This is a genomic window from Pedomonas mirosovicensis (genome assembly GCF_022569295.1).
In the GTDB taxonomy this organism is placed as follows: domain Bacteria; phylum Pseudomonadota; class Alphaproteobacteria; order Sphingomonadales; family Sphingomonadaceae; genus Pedomonas; species Pedomonas mirosovicensis.
The window spans coordinates 1,566,814-1,583,497 of sequence record NZ_JAKFIA010000001.1 but is presented as its reverse complement, the minus strand read 5'-3'; the positions used below and the strand labels follow the sequence as shown (position 1 = coordinate 1,583,497).

Sequence of the window (16,684 nt, the reverse complement as noted above, 5' to 3'; positions counted from 1 at the left end):
ACGCACCATGCAGCTCATCGGAATGATGGACTCCCCCTTCGTGCGGCGCGTCGCCGTCTCGATGAAGCTCATGCGTCTGGACTTCGAGCACAGGCCCATCTCGGTCTTCCGGGGATACGACGCATTCGCGGCCATCAATCCCGTGGTGAAGGCCCCCACCCTGGTGACGCCGGACGGCGTCACGCTGATGGATTCGACCCTCATCCTTGAATATGCGGAACGTCTGGCCCCGGCGGAGCTCAGGCTGACCCCGGCGTTCAGCGCCGACTTCACCCTGTCGCAGCGCATCATCGGCCTTGCGCTCGTCGCCTGCGAGAAGACCGCCCAGATCATCTACGAGCGCAACCTGCGCCCGCCGGAGAAGCAGCACGGCCCCTGGATCGACCGGGTTCTCGAGCAGCTCCACCAGGCCTATGCCCTGCTGGATGCCGAGCTGGGCGACGGCCAGTCTTGGCTGTTCGGCAACCGCCCGATGCAGGCCGACGTGACGGCGGCCGTGGCGTGGCGGTTCACGCAGTACATCCTGCCGGATACCGTGTCGCCGTCGGACTACCCGGCGATTGCCGCCCTGTCCGCCAGAGCGGAGGCGCTCCCGGCGTTTGCCGAGACGCCGCTGGACTGAACAGAGGACTCCCAGCTCACGCCGCGAGGAACTGGTCCTCGCTCAGCGCATAGAGCAGTTCTGCGCCCTTCATGACAGGGCCAAGCAGGGCAATGTCCTGCGGGAGGATCTGCTCGATATAAAAGCGGGCGGTGACGACCTTGGCGCTGAGGAAACCTTCGTCTCCTTCTCCTGTTGTCAGCCGTCGCTCCGCTTCCGCCGCCTGGCGGGCGAGCAAATAGGCGCACACCACGGATGCGAACAGGCGCAGGTAAGGCGTGGCGCTGCCGGCGATATCGTCGGGCCGGTTGGCATGGGTGGCGAGCCAGTGGGTCGCCGTCTCCAACCGGGCAAGGGCATCCGCCAGCGGAGCCTTGAGCGTGGTTGCCGCCCCTTCTCCCGCCAGACCATCGGCGAAGCTGCGGATATCAGCGAACAGACGCTGCCAGTGCTCGCCGCCATCCATCGGCAGCTTGCGGCCCACAAGGTCGAGCGCCTGGATGCCGTTGGTGCCCTCGTAGATCGGCGCAATGCGGGCGTCGCGCAGGTGCTGGGCCGCGCCGGTTTCCTCGATGAAGCCCATGCCGCCGAACACCTGGATGGCAAGGCTGGCCACCTCAACGCCGGTGTCGGTGGCATAGGCCTTGGTGAGTGGAGTCAGGAGATCCGCCAGCCCCTTGGCCGCCTTGCGGGCTTCGTCATCCTGCCCATGGATGCCCCGGTCCACCGCCGCCGCATTGTAATAGGCTAGCGCCCGCACGCCTTCCGTGCGCGCCTTCATGGTGAGGAGCATCCGCCGCACGTCCGCGTGCTCGATGATCCTGACCGGCGCGCGCGTGGGCGCCCCCATCCTGGCCGATTGCACCCGCTCCCGTGCGTAGCTGAGCGCGCCCTGATAGGCCCGCTCGGCAATGGAGACACCCTGAAGCCCCACGTTGATGCGGGAGTGGTTCATCATGGTGAACATGGCCCGCATGCCGGCATTCTCCTCGCCCACCAGATAGCCGACGCAGGCATCGTTATCGCCATAGCTCATCACGCAGGTGGGCGAGGCATGGATGCCCAGCTTGTGTTCGATGGAAACGCAGCGCAGGTCATTCCGTGCGCCCAAGCTGCCGTCCGGGTTCACCAGGAACTTCGGCACGATGAACAGCGAAATGCCCTTGGTGCCGCCTGGGGCATCCGGCGTGCGGGCCAGCACCGTGTGGATGATGTTCTCCGCGCAGTCATGCTCGCCCCAGGTGATGAAGATCTTCTGGCCCTTGATACGGTAGGTGCCGTCCGGCTGGCGCTCCGCCTTCGTCTTCAGCGCGCCCACGTCCGATCCCGCCTGCGGCTCGGTGAGGTTCATGGTGGCGGTCCACTCGCCGGTCACCAGGCGAGAGAGGTAAAGCCGCTTCTGCTCCTCCGAGGCATGGGCCTCCAGCGCCTCGATCGCACCCATCGTCAGCATGGGGCACAGCGAAAAGGCCATGTTGGCGCTGGTCAAGCTTTCCTGCACCGCCGCCGACAGGGCGAAGGGCAGCCCCTGCCCGCCGTATTCCGGATTGGCGGTGAGCGAACCCCAGCCCGCCTCCACATAGCGCGCGTACGCTTCCCTGAACCCCGGCGGCAGCGTCACCGTGCCATCGGTCCAGGTCGCCCCCTGCTCGTCCCCGATGCGGTTGAGCGGCGCGAACACCTCTTCCGCGAACTTTCCGGCCTCGTCCACAATGGCGGAAACCAGGTCTCCGCTCAGGCTATCGAAACCCGGCAAGCCCGATAATTGTTGAATATCTGCAATGGTTTCCAGAACGAACTTCTGTTCCAGGGTTGGCGCGGTATAGCTCACGAAACCTCTCCTGCGGCGGCCAAGGACCTGCTCACAAACAGCTGTGGCATTCAAACAGTAGCACTTTCGGCGCGCTGGCCGTATAGCGGCGGATGATGACCGGGCACGCAACACCTCACGAAGACGCGCAGCATACGGCGGTGCTTCCTGCCGATGCTGCAGGCATTGCCGCCGCCGCCGACACTCTGGCGCGCGGGCAGCTGGTCGCCCTGCCCACAGAGACCGTCTACGGCCTCGCGGCGGACGCCACCAACGGCGAAGCCGTGGCCCGCATTTACGCGGCCAAGGGCCGCCCGTCGTTCAACCCGCTCATTGTGCATGTGGATGGCCCGGCCATGGCGGCAAGGCTCGCCGACCTGCCGCCGCTCGCTCAGCGCCTCATCAAGGCCTTCTGGCCCGGCCCCCTGACGCTGGTGCTGCCCGCCCGCGCCGACAGCCCGGCCGCAAAGCTGGTGCAGGCAGGCCTGCCCACCATCGCCATCCGCTGCCCGAAACACCCGACTGCTCAAGCGGTTATCGCCGAACTCGGACGCCCCGTCGCCGCCCCCAGCGCCAACCCCTCCGGGCGCATCAGCCCCACCAGGGCAGACCACGTGCTGGCGGGCCTTCAAGGGCGCATCCCCCTCATCCTCGACGCCGGACCAACCGAAGCCGGGCTGGAATCCACCATCGTCGCTGTGGAAGGCGAACAGCTCCGCCTGCTGCGCCCCGGCCCCATTCCGCGCGAGGCGCTTGAAGCGATCGCCCCCGTGCTCGCGGCAGCGGACGGCAAGATTCAGGCCCCCGGCCAGATGTCCAGCCACTATGCGCCCCGCCAGCCCGTGCGCCTCAACGCCGCCACTCCCCTGCCGGGCGAAATCTTCATTGGCTTCAACGGCTTGAACGGCGATATCAACCTTAGCCCTCAGGGCGACCTTCTGGAAGCCGCCGCCCGCCTGTTCGACGCCCTCCATCTGGCCGAAAGCAGCAATGCCAGCGGCATCGCCGTCGCCCCCATCCCCGAAGACGGCCTTGGCGCCGCCATCAACGACCGCCTCCGCCGCGCCGCCGCACCGCGGCGGTAGGGCTGGATTTAAAGTTTTTCGCAGGAGGGGCTTACCCCTCCTGCACCTCCCATTCGTTTTACAGGGCCGTGCCAACCTTGAATTCCTTGGCGCAACGGGCGGCAACAGTCTCGCCCCAATAAACCCAATAAGATAGGCCGCGCCCTTCATGCCGCGCGCCACCGCAAAATAGACGGGAGTGCAGAGGGTCCAAGACCCTCTGCAAAATCAAACACCTCCACCAACGCCCTCACGCAGCGCTCGGCAGCTTGTAGTCCTTGAACTGGCGGCGCAGTTCCAGCTTGCTGATCTTGCCCGTGGCGGTGTGGGGGATTTCGTCCACGAACACCACGTCGTCGGGCAGCCACCATTTGGCAACCTTGCCCTGGAGGAACGCGAGGATCTCTTCCTTCCCCACCGCCTCGCCCGGCTTGCGGACGATGATGAGCAGCGGCCGTTCGTCCCACTTGGGATGGGGCACGCCAATGACCGCCGCCTCCGCCACGGCCGGGTGGCCGACGGCGGCGTTCTCGAGGTCGATGGAAGAGATCCACTCCCCGCCGGACTTGATGACGTCCTTCGCCCGGTCGGTGATCTGGATGAAGCCCAGCGCGTCGATGGTCGCCACGTCGCCGGTGTCGAAGTAGCCGTCCTCGTCGAGGATATCCCCGCCCTCGCCCTTGAAATACTGTTCCACCACCGCCGGGCCGCGCACCTTGAGGTGCCCGGCGGACGTGCCGTCGCGCGGCAGCGTGCGGCCGTCGTCGTCCGTCACCTTCAGGTCCACGCCGAACATGGCCCGGCCCTGCTTGCACTTGAGGTCGAGCTGCTGCGCCTTCGGCAACCGCTCCGCCTCGGCGGTGAGGCTGCCGATGGAGCCAACCGGGGACATCTCGGTCATGCCCCAGGCATGGAAGACCTTGATGCCGTATTTGTCCTCGAAGGCCTCGATCATCATGCGCGGTGCGGCGGCCCCGCCGATCACCAGCCGTTCGAGCGGCCCGAGGGTGGTGCCGGTCTTCTCCAGATGCTGGAGCATGCCGAGCCACACCGTGGGCACCGCCGCCGTGCAGGTGACGCCTTCCTCGATGATGAGCCTTTGCAGGTTCACCGGGTCGAAATGCGGGCCGTTCAGCACCAGCTTGGCCCCCCACCGCTGCCGCGCTGTAGGGCATGCCCCAGGCGTTGGCATGGAACATGGGCACCACCGGCAGGCCGATGCCCGCCGAGGTGAGGCCCAGCGTGTCCCCCATGCTGATGAGCAGGGTGTGGAGCAGCGTTGAGCGGTGAGTATAGAGCACGCCCTTGGGGTTGCCCGTGGTGCCGGAGGTGTAGCAGAGGCTGGAGGGCGTCCGCTCATCCATCATCGGCCACTGGAAGTCGCCCGGCTCGGCGGCGATCAGCTCCTCATAACACAGGGCATTGAGCAGGCTGGTCTCCGGCATATGGCCACGGTCGGTGAGGATGACGTAGTGCTTCACCGTCTTGAGCGCCGGGGCCAGCTTCTCTACCAGCGGCACGAAGCTGAGGTCCAGCAGCAGCGCCGTGTCCTCGGCGTGGTTGATGATGTAAACCAGCTGCTCGGCGAACAGGCGTGGGTTCAGCGTGTGCACCACCGCCCCCCATGCCGGAGACGGCGAACCACGCCTCCAGGTGACGGTGGGTGTTCCAGGCGAGCGTGCCGACGCGCTCCCCTGGCTTCACGCCGAGCCGCGTCAATGCTTCCGCCAGTTGCTTCGAGCGGTGCCGCGCATCCGCCCAGGTGTAGCGGTGGCGCTCCCCCTCAACCGTTGCGGTTACGATTTCCTGCCGGCCATGGGCGATGGCCGCGTGTTCGATCAGCCGCCAGATCAACAGGGGCCAATCCTGCATTTTTCCAAGCATCTGCCGCCTCCCCCCGGTCTTCTGTTCTTTCGAGGTAGGCTAACATTCGGCTTTGTAAAACGGCAACGCCGCCCGGCAGGGGGTCCCCCCTATTTCTGGTCAAGCTCCGCCACCAGTTCGGCGTAGGTCATGCCCCAGTCGGCGAAGCTGTGGCGGTAGAGGGCATTGTTGCTGAGGCGCTTGTCGTCCGTCACTTCGGGGCCGAGCCAGCCGGGCAGCGCCAAAGGCTCGTTGATGGCGTGGAGTTCAGTCTCGGCGATGATGAGGCCGGCGTTGCGGCCCTCGAACACATCCACCTCCCACACCCTTCCTGCGTCCTTCACATAGTGGCGGGTCTTCTCGATGGGTGGATAGGCCGCCAGCCGCTCGAGGATCGCCGCACCATCCTCTGCCGGGATGGGCCACTCGAACTCCTGCCGTGTGCCGGAGGAGACCCCCGCCTTCAGGGTCAGCCAGTAGGCCCCGTCCATGGAGCGCACCCGGACCGACAGATCCTCGCGCTGGTTGAGATAAACCTGACGCACCTTCGCACTGCGGTAAGGCTGGGGCCAGTTGGCTCCCCGCACGAGAAACCGCCGCTCGATCTCCATATATTTGCTGATAGGCGCCTCGCTTCAGCCCTGAGCCGCAACCACTGTCCGGAGTGCGTCCCGAAAACCGGAGGGCATGTCAAGCCTGTCCAGGTCCGCAGCGTGCGCCCACAGGGCTTCCTCGTGCTCGTCGCTGAGGCGCAGGTCGGCGAGATCGAACGCGGCTTCCGCCACCAGCTGGTAGAAGGTGATGAGTCGCGCCGGCCGATGCGGTCGCGCATAGAGCCATTCGCCTATCGGGCGAACCTCCGGCAGGGGGGAGCCCCAGCTCCTCCTGCAATTCACGGGCGAGCGCCTCTTCCCAGCCCTCGCCAGGTTCCAGGTGCCCGCCCGGCAGATCCCAGCGCCCATCGGGCTGTCGAAGCACCAGCGCCCGCATGCTCCCTTGCATGTTTCGGGGGCAGATCAGCTTGACGGAGGCGGCAAGAGTTACCCCTTCCGCCGGCTCTGGCCGTGGTTTCAAGTACATCGATCCCCTCCCTGTCGGGAAATGAATGCACGCTAAACCTTACGCTGGGATGAACCCCGGCAAGGGAACGCACGAAAAAAAGCCTTGACACCAACGGAACAAAACGTGAACATCGCCCCGAAACGAAGGCAACAGGGGGTTCCCATGCTTCTTCACGCTCTCGGTGTGATGCTTTTTCTGGGCGCAGGGATCGTCGGTATCGCGGCGATGGTCAGCTCGTTCCGCTCGGCGATGATGGCGCTGCGCGCGGAGGCTTCGGCCGGGGGCCCGGCGCGGGCGGCCTCGCTGGAGGCGCGCCCGCTGCCGTCGATCGAACCGCTCCCGGCGGCGGTGATTGAAGAACCCGCGCCGACCGGTCAGCCGGTCAGGCTGCGCCGTCAGCGCCGCCTGCGGCGCCAGTCTTCTCTGGGGACGGCTTCGTCGTGGTGGATGCGTCCGCCGCTGCGGCTGCCTCAGCCCGCTTTTGCCGCAGCAGGCGCGCATAGCTACGCACGCTGAACAGGATGCTGCCGGCATAGCCAATGGAAATCAGCGACAGCGTGCCCCACGGCGCGGAGTAGAGGCTGGCGGCGAACAGGCCAACCAGCAGCAGGACCGGAAGCCGCATGGAGCGCCGCAGCTTCACCGACTTCCACGAGAAGGTCGGCAGGTTGGAGACCATCAGGAAGGCGGTCGTCGCCACGATGATGCCGGCGACCAGCGGCTCGCCGAACAGGTCGGTCTCCAGCCACTTGTCGAGAAAGATGGGGCTGAGCGTCAGCCCCGCCCCCCACCGGCGAGGGCACGCCGGTCAGGAAGCCGGCCTGCTTGTGCGGCTGGTTGTCCACGTCGAGCTGGGCGTTGAAGCGCGCCAGCCGCAGGGCGCAACACACCGCATGGGCCAGCGCCACCACCCAGCCGACGCCGCCCAGGCCATGCAGCGCCCAGAGATAGATGATGATGGCGGGCGCAACGCCGAAGGCGATCACGTCCGACAGCGAATCCAGCTCCGCGCCGAAGCGCGACGCGCCCTTGAGCAGGCGGGCGATTCGCCCGTCGATGCCATCAAGCACGCCGGCGATGATGATGGCCGCCACCGCCTTTTCCCAGTTGCCGATGATGGCAAAGCGCGCGCCGGTGAGGCCGAAGCACAGCGCCAGGACGGTGATGGCGTTGGGCACGAAGGCGCGCATGGGCAGGAGGCGCCTGCCGGAATCCCGCTCTTCGGCGGCCCCGCTGTTGCCGGGGCCGTCCGCCTGGGCTGCGCTCACCGGACCACTCCTCCGATGGCTTCCGATACGCCCATGCGGGCAAGAACGGTCTCGCCAGCCACCATGGTCTGGCCGACCGCCACCTGCGGGGCGACGCCCTCGGGCAGGTAGACATCGACGCGGCTGCCGAAGCGGATGAGACCGACGCGCTCGCCGGCCGCCACCTTGTCCTCCTCGCGCACGAAGCGGACGATGCGGCGCGCCACGAGACCCGCGATCTGGGTCATGCCGATCTTCACGCCCTCATCGGTGCGGATCACGAACATTTGGCGCTCGTTGTCCTCGCTCGCCTTGTCCAGCTCGGCATTGATGAACTTGCCGGGGATGTAGACGATTCGCTCCACCGTGCCGGAGACCGGCGTGCGGTTGATGTGCACATTGAACACGTTCATGAAGATGGAAACGCGCGTGCGCTCCTCGGCGCCCAGTCCCATTTCCACCGGCGGCGCGACCTTGGCGATCATGCACACGATGCCGTCGGCCGGCGAGATGATGAGGTCATCGCCCACCGGGGTCACCCGCGCCGGATCGCGGAAAAAGGCCAGCACCCAAATGGTGAGCACAACGCCGATCCACCCCAGGGCCGTCCACCCGAACAGGAAGAACAGCAGCGTGATGATGGCGGCAATGGCAGCGAATTTGCGCCCTTCCGGATGAACCGGCGGCAATTTGGTCAGAAAATCCATCATTGTTCCTTCACCGCGAACTGATCGCGCGTCTTAAAGTTCGGCGTTAACTCATGGCAGCCCTGGCCGCAAGCGTGACCGCCCCTTGGCGGTCCCACCCGCGCCTCGCTCCGTCCGAATTGGTACACCGAATGCGCGGCAATTCCATCCCCCGAGCCTGTTTCGCCGCCCACCCCGGCCGTAGCCCCTCCGGCGCAAAGCCGCTGCGCTGGCCGCCTTCTGCGGTATTTTCGCATTTCCTGCTCACGCATTAACCTATTGTTGAGGGCGCGGAACTTAAGCTTCCTGAAATAGCGTTAACCGGAACACCGTGCCGTGACACTCGCCCAACACTCTTTCGACCCGGCCCTTGAATGGCCCGAGATGCCCAACGACACGCGCTGGACCCTGGACCGTGCGGCGGCGATGCTGATGGACGTGGTGACGAGCCACCCCATGTCCCTGCCCACCTCGTTCCAGTTCCGCTGGCGTTCCGGCCATTACCAGATCGACGTGGAGCAGGCGGACAGCGAAGTCCGGCTCCGCCTCAGCGGCGTTGTCGGCACCGTGCCGTTCACCAGCGAGGACCGCTCCTCGCGCCGCCGCGTGCTCGATACGCTGCGCCACCTGCGCGACCTGTGGCCCTGCGCCGGTCTCTCCCTGATGGGCGGGCAGGTGCGGCTTCAGCGCGACCTTTCCTATTCCCAGCCCGTCTCCTTCCGCGAGATGGTCGCCCAGGCCACCAGCGCGCTGTTGCCGGTCCAGCCGGTGATCGAGCTGATCGAATCGGATCTCTGGCCCGCCCGCTGACAGATCCCCACCCGGCCTTTTTACCGCGCGCCTCTGGCGAGGCGCGCCCGCCAAGGCTATGCTCGCCGTCGACATGACACAGCCGCAAGACACCGCCGCTTCCGCCGAAACCGCTTCGCAGGATCCCGCCGCGCCGGCCCGCCAGACCAGCCATCTGTGTCTGTTCTGCGGCTCCCGCACCGGCCATGATCCGGCCCATGCCGTGCTGGCGGCCGAGCTTGGCGCGCGGCTGGCACAGGAGGGCATCGCGCTTGTTTACGGCGGCGGCGCGCTCGGGCTGATGGGCATTGCCGCGCGCGCGGCGCTTGATGCCGGCGGCCGGGTGATCGGCGTCATTCCCGCCTATCTCGCCACCGTCGAGATTGCCCAGCCGGGCCTTACCGAACTGGTGGTGGTTGATACCCTCCAACAGCGCAAGCAGGTGATGGCCGCCCGGTCAAACGCCTTCCTTGCCCTGCCCGGCGGCATCGGCACGCTCGATGAACTGCTGGAGATGATGACCTGGTCCCAGCTGGGCGAGCACGCCAAGCCCACCTGGCTTCTCGGACCCAATGGCTACTGGCGGCCGTTTCAGGCGTTGCTGGAACACGTGGTGGCGGAAGGCTTCGGGGATACGCGCCTGCTTGCCGAGGCCGTGGCCCTGCCGGACCTTGAGTCGCTGATGGCCATGCTCGGGCGCGGGTCGGCCCCGCGCAGCGCAGCGCCCGGCCGGCGACGGGATTAGGTTTTTGGGACCGAAACGGCCGTGCCAGTTGATTTGGCGGCCCGGCCTGCTACACAACCCAGCGGAATTTCTTGACGCACCGCGCCCGCGGCTAGTTGCTGTTCCGGAGGGATTTAATGGCTAAAATCAAAGTGAAAAATCCGGTCGTCGAGCTCGACGGCGACGAGATGACCCGCATCATCTGGCAATGGATCCGTGAGCGCCTCATCCTGCCGTACCTCGACATCGACCTGAAGTACTACGATCTCGGCGTCCAGAAGCGCGACGAGACCGAAGACCAGATCACGATCGATGCCGCCAACGCCATCAAGCAGTATGGCGTCGGCGTGAAGTGCGCCACCATCACGCCGGACGAAGCCCGCGTGAAGGAATTCAACCTCAAGAAGATGTGGAAGTCGCCCAACGGCACCATCCGCAACATTCTGGGCGGCACCGTGTTCCGCGAGCCGATCATCATGAAGAACGTGCCGCGCATCGTGCCGGGCTGGACCGACCCCATCGTGGTCGGCCGTCACGCCTTCGGCGACCAGTACCGCGCCACCGATTTCAAGGTGCCGGGCGCCGGCAAGCTCACCATGAAGTGGGTGAGCGAGGACGGCAAGGACGAGCAGGAGTTCGAGGTTTTCAACTTCCCCTCCTCCGGCGTTGCCATGGGCATGTACAACCTGGACGAGTCGATCCGCGACTTTGCCCGCGCCTGCATGAACTATGGCCTGGCCCGCGGCTGGCCGGTGTACCTCTCCACCAAGAACACGATCCTCAAGGCCTATGACGGCCGCTTCAAGGATCTGTTTCAGGAAGTCTTTGACAGCGAGTTCAAGGACAAGTTCCAGGCCGCCGGCATCACCTACGAGCACCGCCTGATCGACGACATGGTGGCCAGCGCCCTCAAGTGGAGCGGCAAGTTCGTCTGGGCCTGCAAGAACTACGACGGCGACGTGCAGTCGGATCAGGTGGCCCAGGGTTTCGGCTCGCTGGGTCTGATGACCTCGATCCTGATGACGCCGGACGGCCAGACCGTGGAGGCCGAGGCCGCCCACGGCACCGTCACCCGTCACTACCGCATGCATCAGGAAGGCAAGGCGACCTCCACCAACCCGATCGCCTCCATCTTCGCGTGGACCGGCGGCCTGAAGCACCGTGGCAAGCTGGACGGCACCCCGGAAGTCACCAAGTTCGCTGAGACCCTGGAGCGCGTCTGCGTCCAGACCGTCGAGAGCGGCAAGATGACCAAGGACCTCGCCATCCTCGTCGGCCCGGATCAGCCCTGGCTGACCACCGAGAAGTTCTTCGAGGCGATCGTCGAGAACCTGGAAAAGGCGATGGCCGCCTAAGGCCACCTGCCGCAACGACGAGCCGAATCGGCCTTACGGGCCGATTCAGATCGAGACAAGGAAGGGCCGCGACGCATCGCGGCCCTTCCTTTTATCATACGCACAAAGCCTGAGGAGCGTGCGCCCTCCCGCCGGCCCAGCCCTGCGTTTCAAGATGAGAAATCCTCAATAACCAATTGAGGCGAAAATATAATTTCCTCCCAACCACCAACCGCCATCCGCGGGTTTGGTTTTCAGCATGTTTACGATTTCGTCAGAAGCTTACCGGTAAAGCCCACCAGTGAAACGATCCACTTGCGGAGCGGGCGTAACTGATGCGTTTGTTTACCAGCTTTGACCTGCCAGCTGCCGAGACCATGACCGGAAGCTTTGATCCGCTTCTGGTCATTGCTTCCTATTTTATCGCCACTTGCGCCGCCTATGTTGCTCTGGCGGTCACCCAGCGCATGGTCGTCTCGACCGGCCTGCGCCCGCTGTGGCTGTCGCTCGGCGCGCTGTCCATGGCCGGCGGCATCTGGAGCATGCACTTCGTTGGCATGCTGGCGTTCAAGTTGCCGATCCCGGTGGGCTATGATGCGCCCCTCACCCTGCTCTCGCTGGTCATCGCGCTGGGCGTGTGCCTGTTCGCGCTCAATGAAGTGACGCGCTCGGAGCTGTCCACCAACCGCCTGCTGCTGGGCGGTCTGCTCATGGGGCTCGGGGTTGCCGCCATGCATTACACCGGCATGGCCGCCATGAAGATGCAGCCGGCCATCACCTATGACCCCACGCTGTTCGCTGCTTCCCTGATTATCGCCATCGTCGCCTCCATCGCCGCCCTGTGGACCTGCTTCACCCTCGGCCGCAGGGAAGGCGCCGACAATCTCCTCATCCTGCCCATGCTTGCCGCCGCAGCGATCATGGGGCTGGGCATCTCCGGAATGCACTACACCGGCATGATGGCCGCCAACTTCGCGGTGGGCAGCATCTGCGGCGCAACCGGCTCGCTGGATATCTCGACCCTGGGGCAGATCGCGGCCGTCGGCGCATCGGTGCTACTGGGCAGCACCATCATCGTGGCCTTTCTCGACAGCCGCTACGAATCCGCCACCAGCAAGCTCAACCGCTCGCTCGAGCAAGCCAACGCCCAGCTGGAGCGGCTGGCGATGAGCGATCCCCTCACCGGCCTTGCCAGCCGCACCGCCCTCGACTGGCACCTGCGGACCCTGCCCACGCCTGAATCGCGCGAGCAGTCTCGCTACATCGTCATGTTCGTGGACCTGGATGGTTTCAAGGCGGTCAACGATGAGTTCGGTCACAAGGTGGGCGACGTCTTGCTGGCGCACGTGGCAGATCGCATGCGGCAGGCCGTGCGGCCGGATGATCTGGTGGCGCGCTTCGGCGGCGACGAGTTCATCATCATTGCCAGGGCTCCGGTTGAGCGGTCCGTCGGCGAGATCATCGCCCAGCGCATCTGCCGCACCATCGAGGAGCCCTACGAGATCGATGGCCACACCCTCAACCTGTCCTGCTGCATCGGCCTCGCCTGCTATCCAGAGGACGGCAGCCAGCCCGAGGAGCTGATTAGTCGCGCGGACATCGCCATGTTCGATGTGAAGGGCAAGGGCCGGGCGGGCTTTCGCTTCTTCACGCCCGACATGGGCGAGAAGGCCAGCGACGAATTGCAAACCAGTCTTCAGCTGCGCCGCGCCATCACCGAGGATGAGCTGGAGCTTTATTACCAGCCCAAGATCGATGCCGCGACCCGCCGCATCTGCGGCGCGGAGGCGCTACTGCGCTGGAACCACCCGGAGCGCGGCCTGCTGCCGCCGGCCGCCTTCATCGGCCTGGCCGAGAAATTCGGCCTCATCAACGCGCTCGGCAACTGGGTGGCGCGGGAGGCCAGCAAGACGCTGGGCGACTGGGAACGGCGCGGCGGCGTGTTCGGCGCGCTCGACCTCTCCATCAATGCCTCCTCCTACCAGTTCCGCGACCGGGGCTTCGCCAGCGCCGTCTCGGGGATGATCGCCAACCACGGCTACCGGCCCGATCGGCTGATCGTGGAGATCACCGAAACCGCCGCCATGGAGGGCTCCCGGCAGAACATCGATGTGATGGAAGCCCTGGCAGGCCTTGGCGTGCGCCTTTCCATCGACGACTTCGGCACCGGCTATTCCTCGCTCAGCTATCTCGGCAACCTGCCGATCAAGGAAATCAAGATCGACCGGAGCTTCATCGCCAACCTGGAGGAAGGCTCTGACAGTGAGAAGATCGTCTGGGCCATTCTCGACCTCGCCAACCGCCTTGGCCTTCATGTGGTGGTGGAAGGCGTCGAGACCGAGGTGATCGCCAAACGCATCGCCGATATGGGCGCGCCGTGCCTGCAGGGCTTCCTCTATGGCCGCCCCGTGCCGCTCGCCGACTTCGAGGCCCAGGTGCTGACCGAGAACGCCCGCGAGGACCCATAGCCAAAGCGCGGCAAGGCATGGCAAACGCGCCTCCTTCCCGGCTTTTCAACCAGCGGAGGCTTTGCCTATAACCGCACCAATCCATTCAGCAGGGATATCCAGCATCCATGTGGACCGAGCGGCGCGACACTCCGAGGGCAAAGCAGCAGGACGCGCGCTCGCCCTATGACATCGATTATGCCCGCGTGATTCACTCCGCCTCCTTCCGGCGCCTTCAGGGCAAGACCCAGATCCTCAATCTCGGCGACAGCGACTTCTATCGCACCCGCCTCACCCACTCGCTGGAGGTGGCGCAGATCGCCGGTGGGCTGGTGGAGCATTTCCGCGTCTTCTGGCCGGAGCATCCAGCCCACGCTCACCTGCCCGAGGCCTGCCTGATCCAGACCATCGGCTTCACCCACGATTTGGGTCACCCGCCCTTCGGCCATGGCGGCGAGGTGGCGCTCAACTACTGCATGCGCGATGCCGGCGGCTTTGAGGGCAATGGCCAGACCCTGCGTATCCTTTCCCGGCTGGAAGCCTTCTCGGAACGGCATGGCGCCAACCTTACCCGCTGCACCCTGCTTGGAGTCCTGAAATATCCGGCATCCTACAGCCGCGCGCGCAACCCGCAGGTCGTGCCCCGGCTGGATGAAAAGGCCGCACTCATCCGCATTATCGACCGCAATGCCTGCCATCCGCCCAAATGCTACCTCGATAGCGAGCAGGATGTGGTGGATTGGGTTCTCGCCCCCTTCGCCGCCGCCGACCGGGACGAATTCCAGCGGCTGGAGACGCGCGAGGACAAGCACCACAGGCCGCTGCACAAGTCGCTCGATTGCAGCATCATGGATCTGGCAGACGACATCGCCTACGGCGTCCATGATCTGGAGGACGCCATTGCCCTTTCCCTCATCAGCCGGGAGGCGTTCGCGCCGTTTGTCCCGGTAGAAACCTGCGCCCGGTTCCTGCAGGATCTCGCCTCTGGTGGCCGCTACGCCATTCAGGGCGACCCTTACGATTTTTATCTCTCGGGCCTGTTCGGCGATGGCGGCCTTCGCAAACGCCTCATCGGCGAAATGGTGCACTATTTCGTCAAGAACGCCGTGCTTGAAGACACCGGCCGCTTTGCCGAGCCGCTGCTGCGCTACCGCGCCAGCCTGCCGCCCGAGCATCGCGTCTTCCTTGATGCCCTGCGCGCGCTCATCATGAAGACGGTTATTCTTAGCCCGCAGGTTCAGCAGCTGGAATTTAAGGGCCAGCAAATGGTGGTCTCGGTGTTCGAGGCGCTGTGCTCCGACCCCAAAACCCTGCTGCCGGTGGACGTTCATCAGCAGTACGCCGCCGGTGGCGGCCTGCGCGTCATCTGCGATTATGTAGCGGGCATGACCGACGGCTTTCTGCTGAAGACCTACGATCGCCTGTTCAGCCCCCGCATGGGTTCTGTGTTCGACCGGCTATAGGATTTTCGCGCTTTCATTCGCGGAGGACCTTCCAACTAGCAGCCCCACCTTCCCCAGGGATGCAGGGATCCGGGGTCCCCGCATAAAAACAAACCGCCCTAGTCTTCCAGCGCGAAACCCTCGTCCAGCCAGCCGGTGATGCCGCCGATCATCTCCTTCACCAAGCGCCCCAGCTGCGCCAGCTGCACCGCCGCCCGGTTCGCGCCGTTGCAGTGCGGCCCGGCGCAGTAGACGACGAACAGCGTCCCCTCCGGCCAGCGGGCCAGCGTTTCCTTGCTGATTTCCCGGTGCGGCAGATTGATCGCCCCCGGCACGTGCCCGCGCGCAAAGGCGCTCTCCCCCGCACATCGAGCAGCACGAAATCCGCCGCGCCTGCCGCAAGCGCGGCGTGCACATCGGCGCAGTCCGTCTCGAACGTCAGCCGCGCCTCGAAGTGGGCCAGCGCCGCCTCGGGAGAAGCTGCCGGAATTGCCGCCACCGCGCTTGCCGTGATCTGTTGGATCATGTCCTGCCTTCCGCTGCTGAACCGGAGGGCATTTAAGCGGCCAGCGCCCCGCACCGTGAGTGGCAGGGCCGACAATCCACCGGGGCATTCCTGCCAAATCCTTGGAAAGCCGCTCAGGCCGATGCGTCGCCTGTCCCCTCGTGTCCGCCGAACAGGCGGCGGTAGGCGGCGGGCGTCTGCCCGGTGATGCGCTTGAAATGCAGCCGCAGCGTCTCCGGCGCGCCGAAGCCGGCCCGCTCCGCGACCACGGCAATGGGCAGCGCCACTTCCTCCAGCAGGTCCTTCGCCACTTCCACCCGCTCCCGGATCACCCATTCCTGCGGCGTCATGCCCATCGCCTCGCGAAAGCGGCGGTGGAAAGTGCGCGGCGACATAGCCGCGCGCGCCGCCATCGCCTCCACCGTCAGCGGCTGCGTCACCTCCGCTCGCAGGCCATCGAGCGCGGCGGCAAAGCGCGTTGCCCCCCGCACCGGCACCGGACGGCGCACGAACTGCGCCTGCCCACCCTCCCGGTGCGGCGGCAGCACCAGCCGCCGGGCGACCATGTTGCAGATGCGCGCGCCATGATCCCGCCGCACCAGATGCAGCATCATGTCGAGCCCCGCCGCCGAACCGGCCGAGGTGATGAAACTGCCTTCATCGATGTAGAGAACATCCGGCTCCACCTGTACGGCGGGAAACCGGGCCTTCAGGCTCTCGGCATGCATCCAGTGGCAGGCGGCCCGGCGGCCGTCCAGCAGGCCCGTCGCCGCCAGCAGGAACACGCCCGAGCAGATGGAGGCGATGCGCGCGCCGCGCCCGTGGGCGTGGCGGAGTGTCTCCAGCAGCGTCTCCGGCGGCTCCCGGTCGCGCGGCCAGCCGGGCAGCAGGATGGTGCCGGCGCGGGCCAGCGTCTCCAGCCCGTGGCTTGCCTCGATCCGAACTCCACCGGCCGCCCGCAGCGGCCCGCTATCCACCGCGCACACGGCGAAGTCATACCAGGGCGCCGGCACCTCCGGCCGATGCAGGCCGAACACCTCGGTCACGCAGCCGAATTCGAAGGTGTAAAGCCCATCATAGACAAGGGCGGCAACCAGATGATCCTTCATG

Annotated in this window: 13 protein-coding genes and 3 pseudogenes; 7 read left to right on the top strand and 9 right to left on the bottom strand. The window is 65.8% G+C overall.

The window, feature by feature from the left end; translation table 11 throughout:
- Positions 1 to 7: 7 nt before the first annotated feature.
- Positions 8 to 622, top strand: coding sequence for a glutathione S-transferase (locus L0C21_RS07625; RefSeq protein ID WP_259277788.1), 615 nt, complete (start codon positions 8 to 10; stop codon positions 620 to 622).
- A 16-nt stretch (positions 623 to 638) separates the two neighbouring features.
- On the opposite strand, the gene L0C21_RS07620 is transcribed toward L0C21_RS07625, so the two are convergent.
- Entirely contained in the window at positions 639 to 2,432 is a 1,794-nt protein-coding gene (locus L0C21_RS07620; RefSeq protein ID WP_259277787.1) for an acyl-CoA dehydrogenase C-terminal domain-containing protein, read from the bottom strand.
- 92 nt (positions 2,433 to 2,524) lie between these two features.
- Here L0C21_RS07620 and L0C21_RS07615 point away from each other — a divergent pair, with 92 nt between their 5' ends.
- Complete coding sequence (locus tag L0C21_RS07615; protein ID WP_374940226.1) at positions 2,525 to 3,496, top strand: L-threonylcarbamoyladenylate synthase; 972 nt, start codon at positions 2,525 to 2,527, stop codon at positions 3,494 to 3,496.
- Positions 3,497 to 3,725: 229 nt separating this feature from the next.
- On the opposite strand, the pseudogene L0C21_RS07610 reads toward L0C21_RS07615, so the two are convergent.
- The 6 genes and pseudogenes from L0C21_RS07610 to L0C21_RS07585 form a co-directional block, all read right to left on the bottom strand.
- Positions 3,726 to 5,359, bottom strand: a pseudogene (locus L0C21_RS07610) (long-chain-fatty-acid--CoA ligase).
- 89 nt (positions 5,360 to 5,448) lie between these two features.
- On the bottom strand, positions 5,449 to 5,949 hold the full coding sequence (locus L0C21_RS07605; protein ID WP_259277786.1) for a CYTH domain-containing protein: 501 nt from the start codon (positions 5,947 to 5,949) through the stop codon (positions 5,449 to 5,451).
- Positions 5,950 to 5,973: 24 nt separating this feature from the next.
- The gene (locus L0C21_RS07600) at positions 5,974 to 6,234 is read right to left on the bottom strand and encodes an NUDIX hydrolase (protein ID WP_259278887.1); all 261 of its coding nucleotides are present in this window, start codon (positions 6,232 to 6,234) and stop codon (positions 5,974 to 5,976) included.
- Between the two features lie 28 nt (positions 6,235 to 6,262).
- A pseudogene (locus L0C21_RS16700) lies at positions 6,263 to 6,328 on the bottom strand (hypothetical protein); the annotation flags it as partial.
- A 454-nt stretch (positions 6,329 to 6,782) separates the two neighbouring features.
- Positions 6,783 to 7,590, bottom strand: a pseudogene (locus L0C21_RS07590) (CDP-alcohol phosphatidyltransferase family protein).
- A 74-nt stretch (positions 7,591 to 7,664) separates the two neighbouring features.
- Positions 7,665 to 8,357 (bottom strand): phosphatidylserine decarboxylase, encoded by a 693-nt coding sequence (locus tag L0C21_RS07585; protein WP_259277785.1) that lies wholly within the window; start codon positions 8,355 to 8,357, stop codon positions 7,665 to 7,667.
- 312 nt (positions 8,358 to 8,669) lie between these two features.
- Between L0C21_RS07585 and L0C21_RS07580 the strand changes: the two genes are divergently transcribed.
- The 5 genes from L0C21_RS07580 to L0C21_RS07560 all read left to right on the top strand — a co-directional run bounded on the left by L0C21_RS07580 (position 8,670) and on the right by L0C21_RS07560 (position 15,090).
- Positions 8,670 to 9,143 (top strand): hypothetical protein, encoded by a 474-nt coding sequence (locus tag L0C21_RS07580; RefSeq protein ID WP_259277784.1) that lies wholly within the window; start codon positions 8,670 to 8,672, stop codon positions 9,141 to 9,143.
- A gap of 73 nt (positions 9,144 to 9,216) precedes the next feature.
- The gene (locus tag L0C21_RS07575) at positions 9,217 to 9,867 is read left to right on the top strand and encodes an LOG family protein (protein ID WP_259277783.1); all 651 of its coding nucleotides are present in this window, start codon (positions 9,217 to 9,219) and stop codon (positions 9,865 to 9,867) included.
- Between the two features lie 116 nt (positions 9,868 to 9,983).
- On the top strand, positions 9,984 to 11,201 hold the full coding sequence (locus L0C21_RS07570; protein ID WP_259277782.1) for an NADP-dependent isocitrate dehydrogenase: 1,218 nt from the start codon (positions 9,984 to 9,986) through the stop codon (positions 11,199 to 11,201).
- Positions 11,202 to 11,515: 314 nt separating this feature from the next.
- The gene (locus L0C21_RS07565; RefSeq protein WP_259277781.1) at positions 11,516 to 13,648 is read left to right on the top strand and encodes a putative bifunctional diguanylate cyclase/phosphodiesterase; all 2,133 of its coding nucleotides are present in this window, start codon (positions 11,516 to 11,518) and stop codon (positions 13,646 to 13,648) included.
- A gap of 107 nt (positions 13,649 to 13,755) precedes the next feature.
- Entirely contained in the window at positions 13,756 to 15,090 is a 1,335-nt protein-coding gene (locus L0C21_RS07560) for an anti-phage deoxyguanosine triphosphatase (RefSeq protein WP_259277780.1), read from the top strand.
- 98 nt (positions 15,091 to 15,188) lie between these two features.
- Here the strand turns inward: L0C21_RS07560 and L0C21_RS07555 are convergent, their stop codons facing one another.
- Together L0C21_RS07555 and ftrA are read right to left on the bottom strand one after the other, a co-directional pair.
- The gene (locus L0C21_RS07555) at positions 15,189 to 15,404 is read right to left on the bottom strand and encodes a rhodanese-like domain-containing protein (RefSeq protein WP_259277779.1); all 216 of its coding nucleotides are present in this window, start codon (positions 15,402 to 15,404) and stop codon (positions 15,189 to 15,191) included.
- 304 nt (positions 15,405 to 15,708) lie between these two features.
- Complete coding sequence (gene ftrA, locus L0C21_RS07550; protein ID WP_259277778.1) at positions 15,709 to 16,683, bottom strand: transcriptional regulator FtrA; 975 nt, start codon at positions 16,681 to 16,683, stop codon at positions 15,709 to 15,711.
- Position 16,684: the final 1 nt, after the last annotated feature.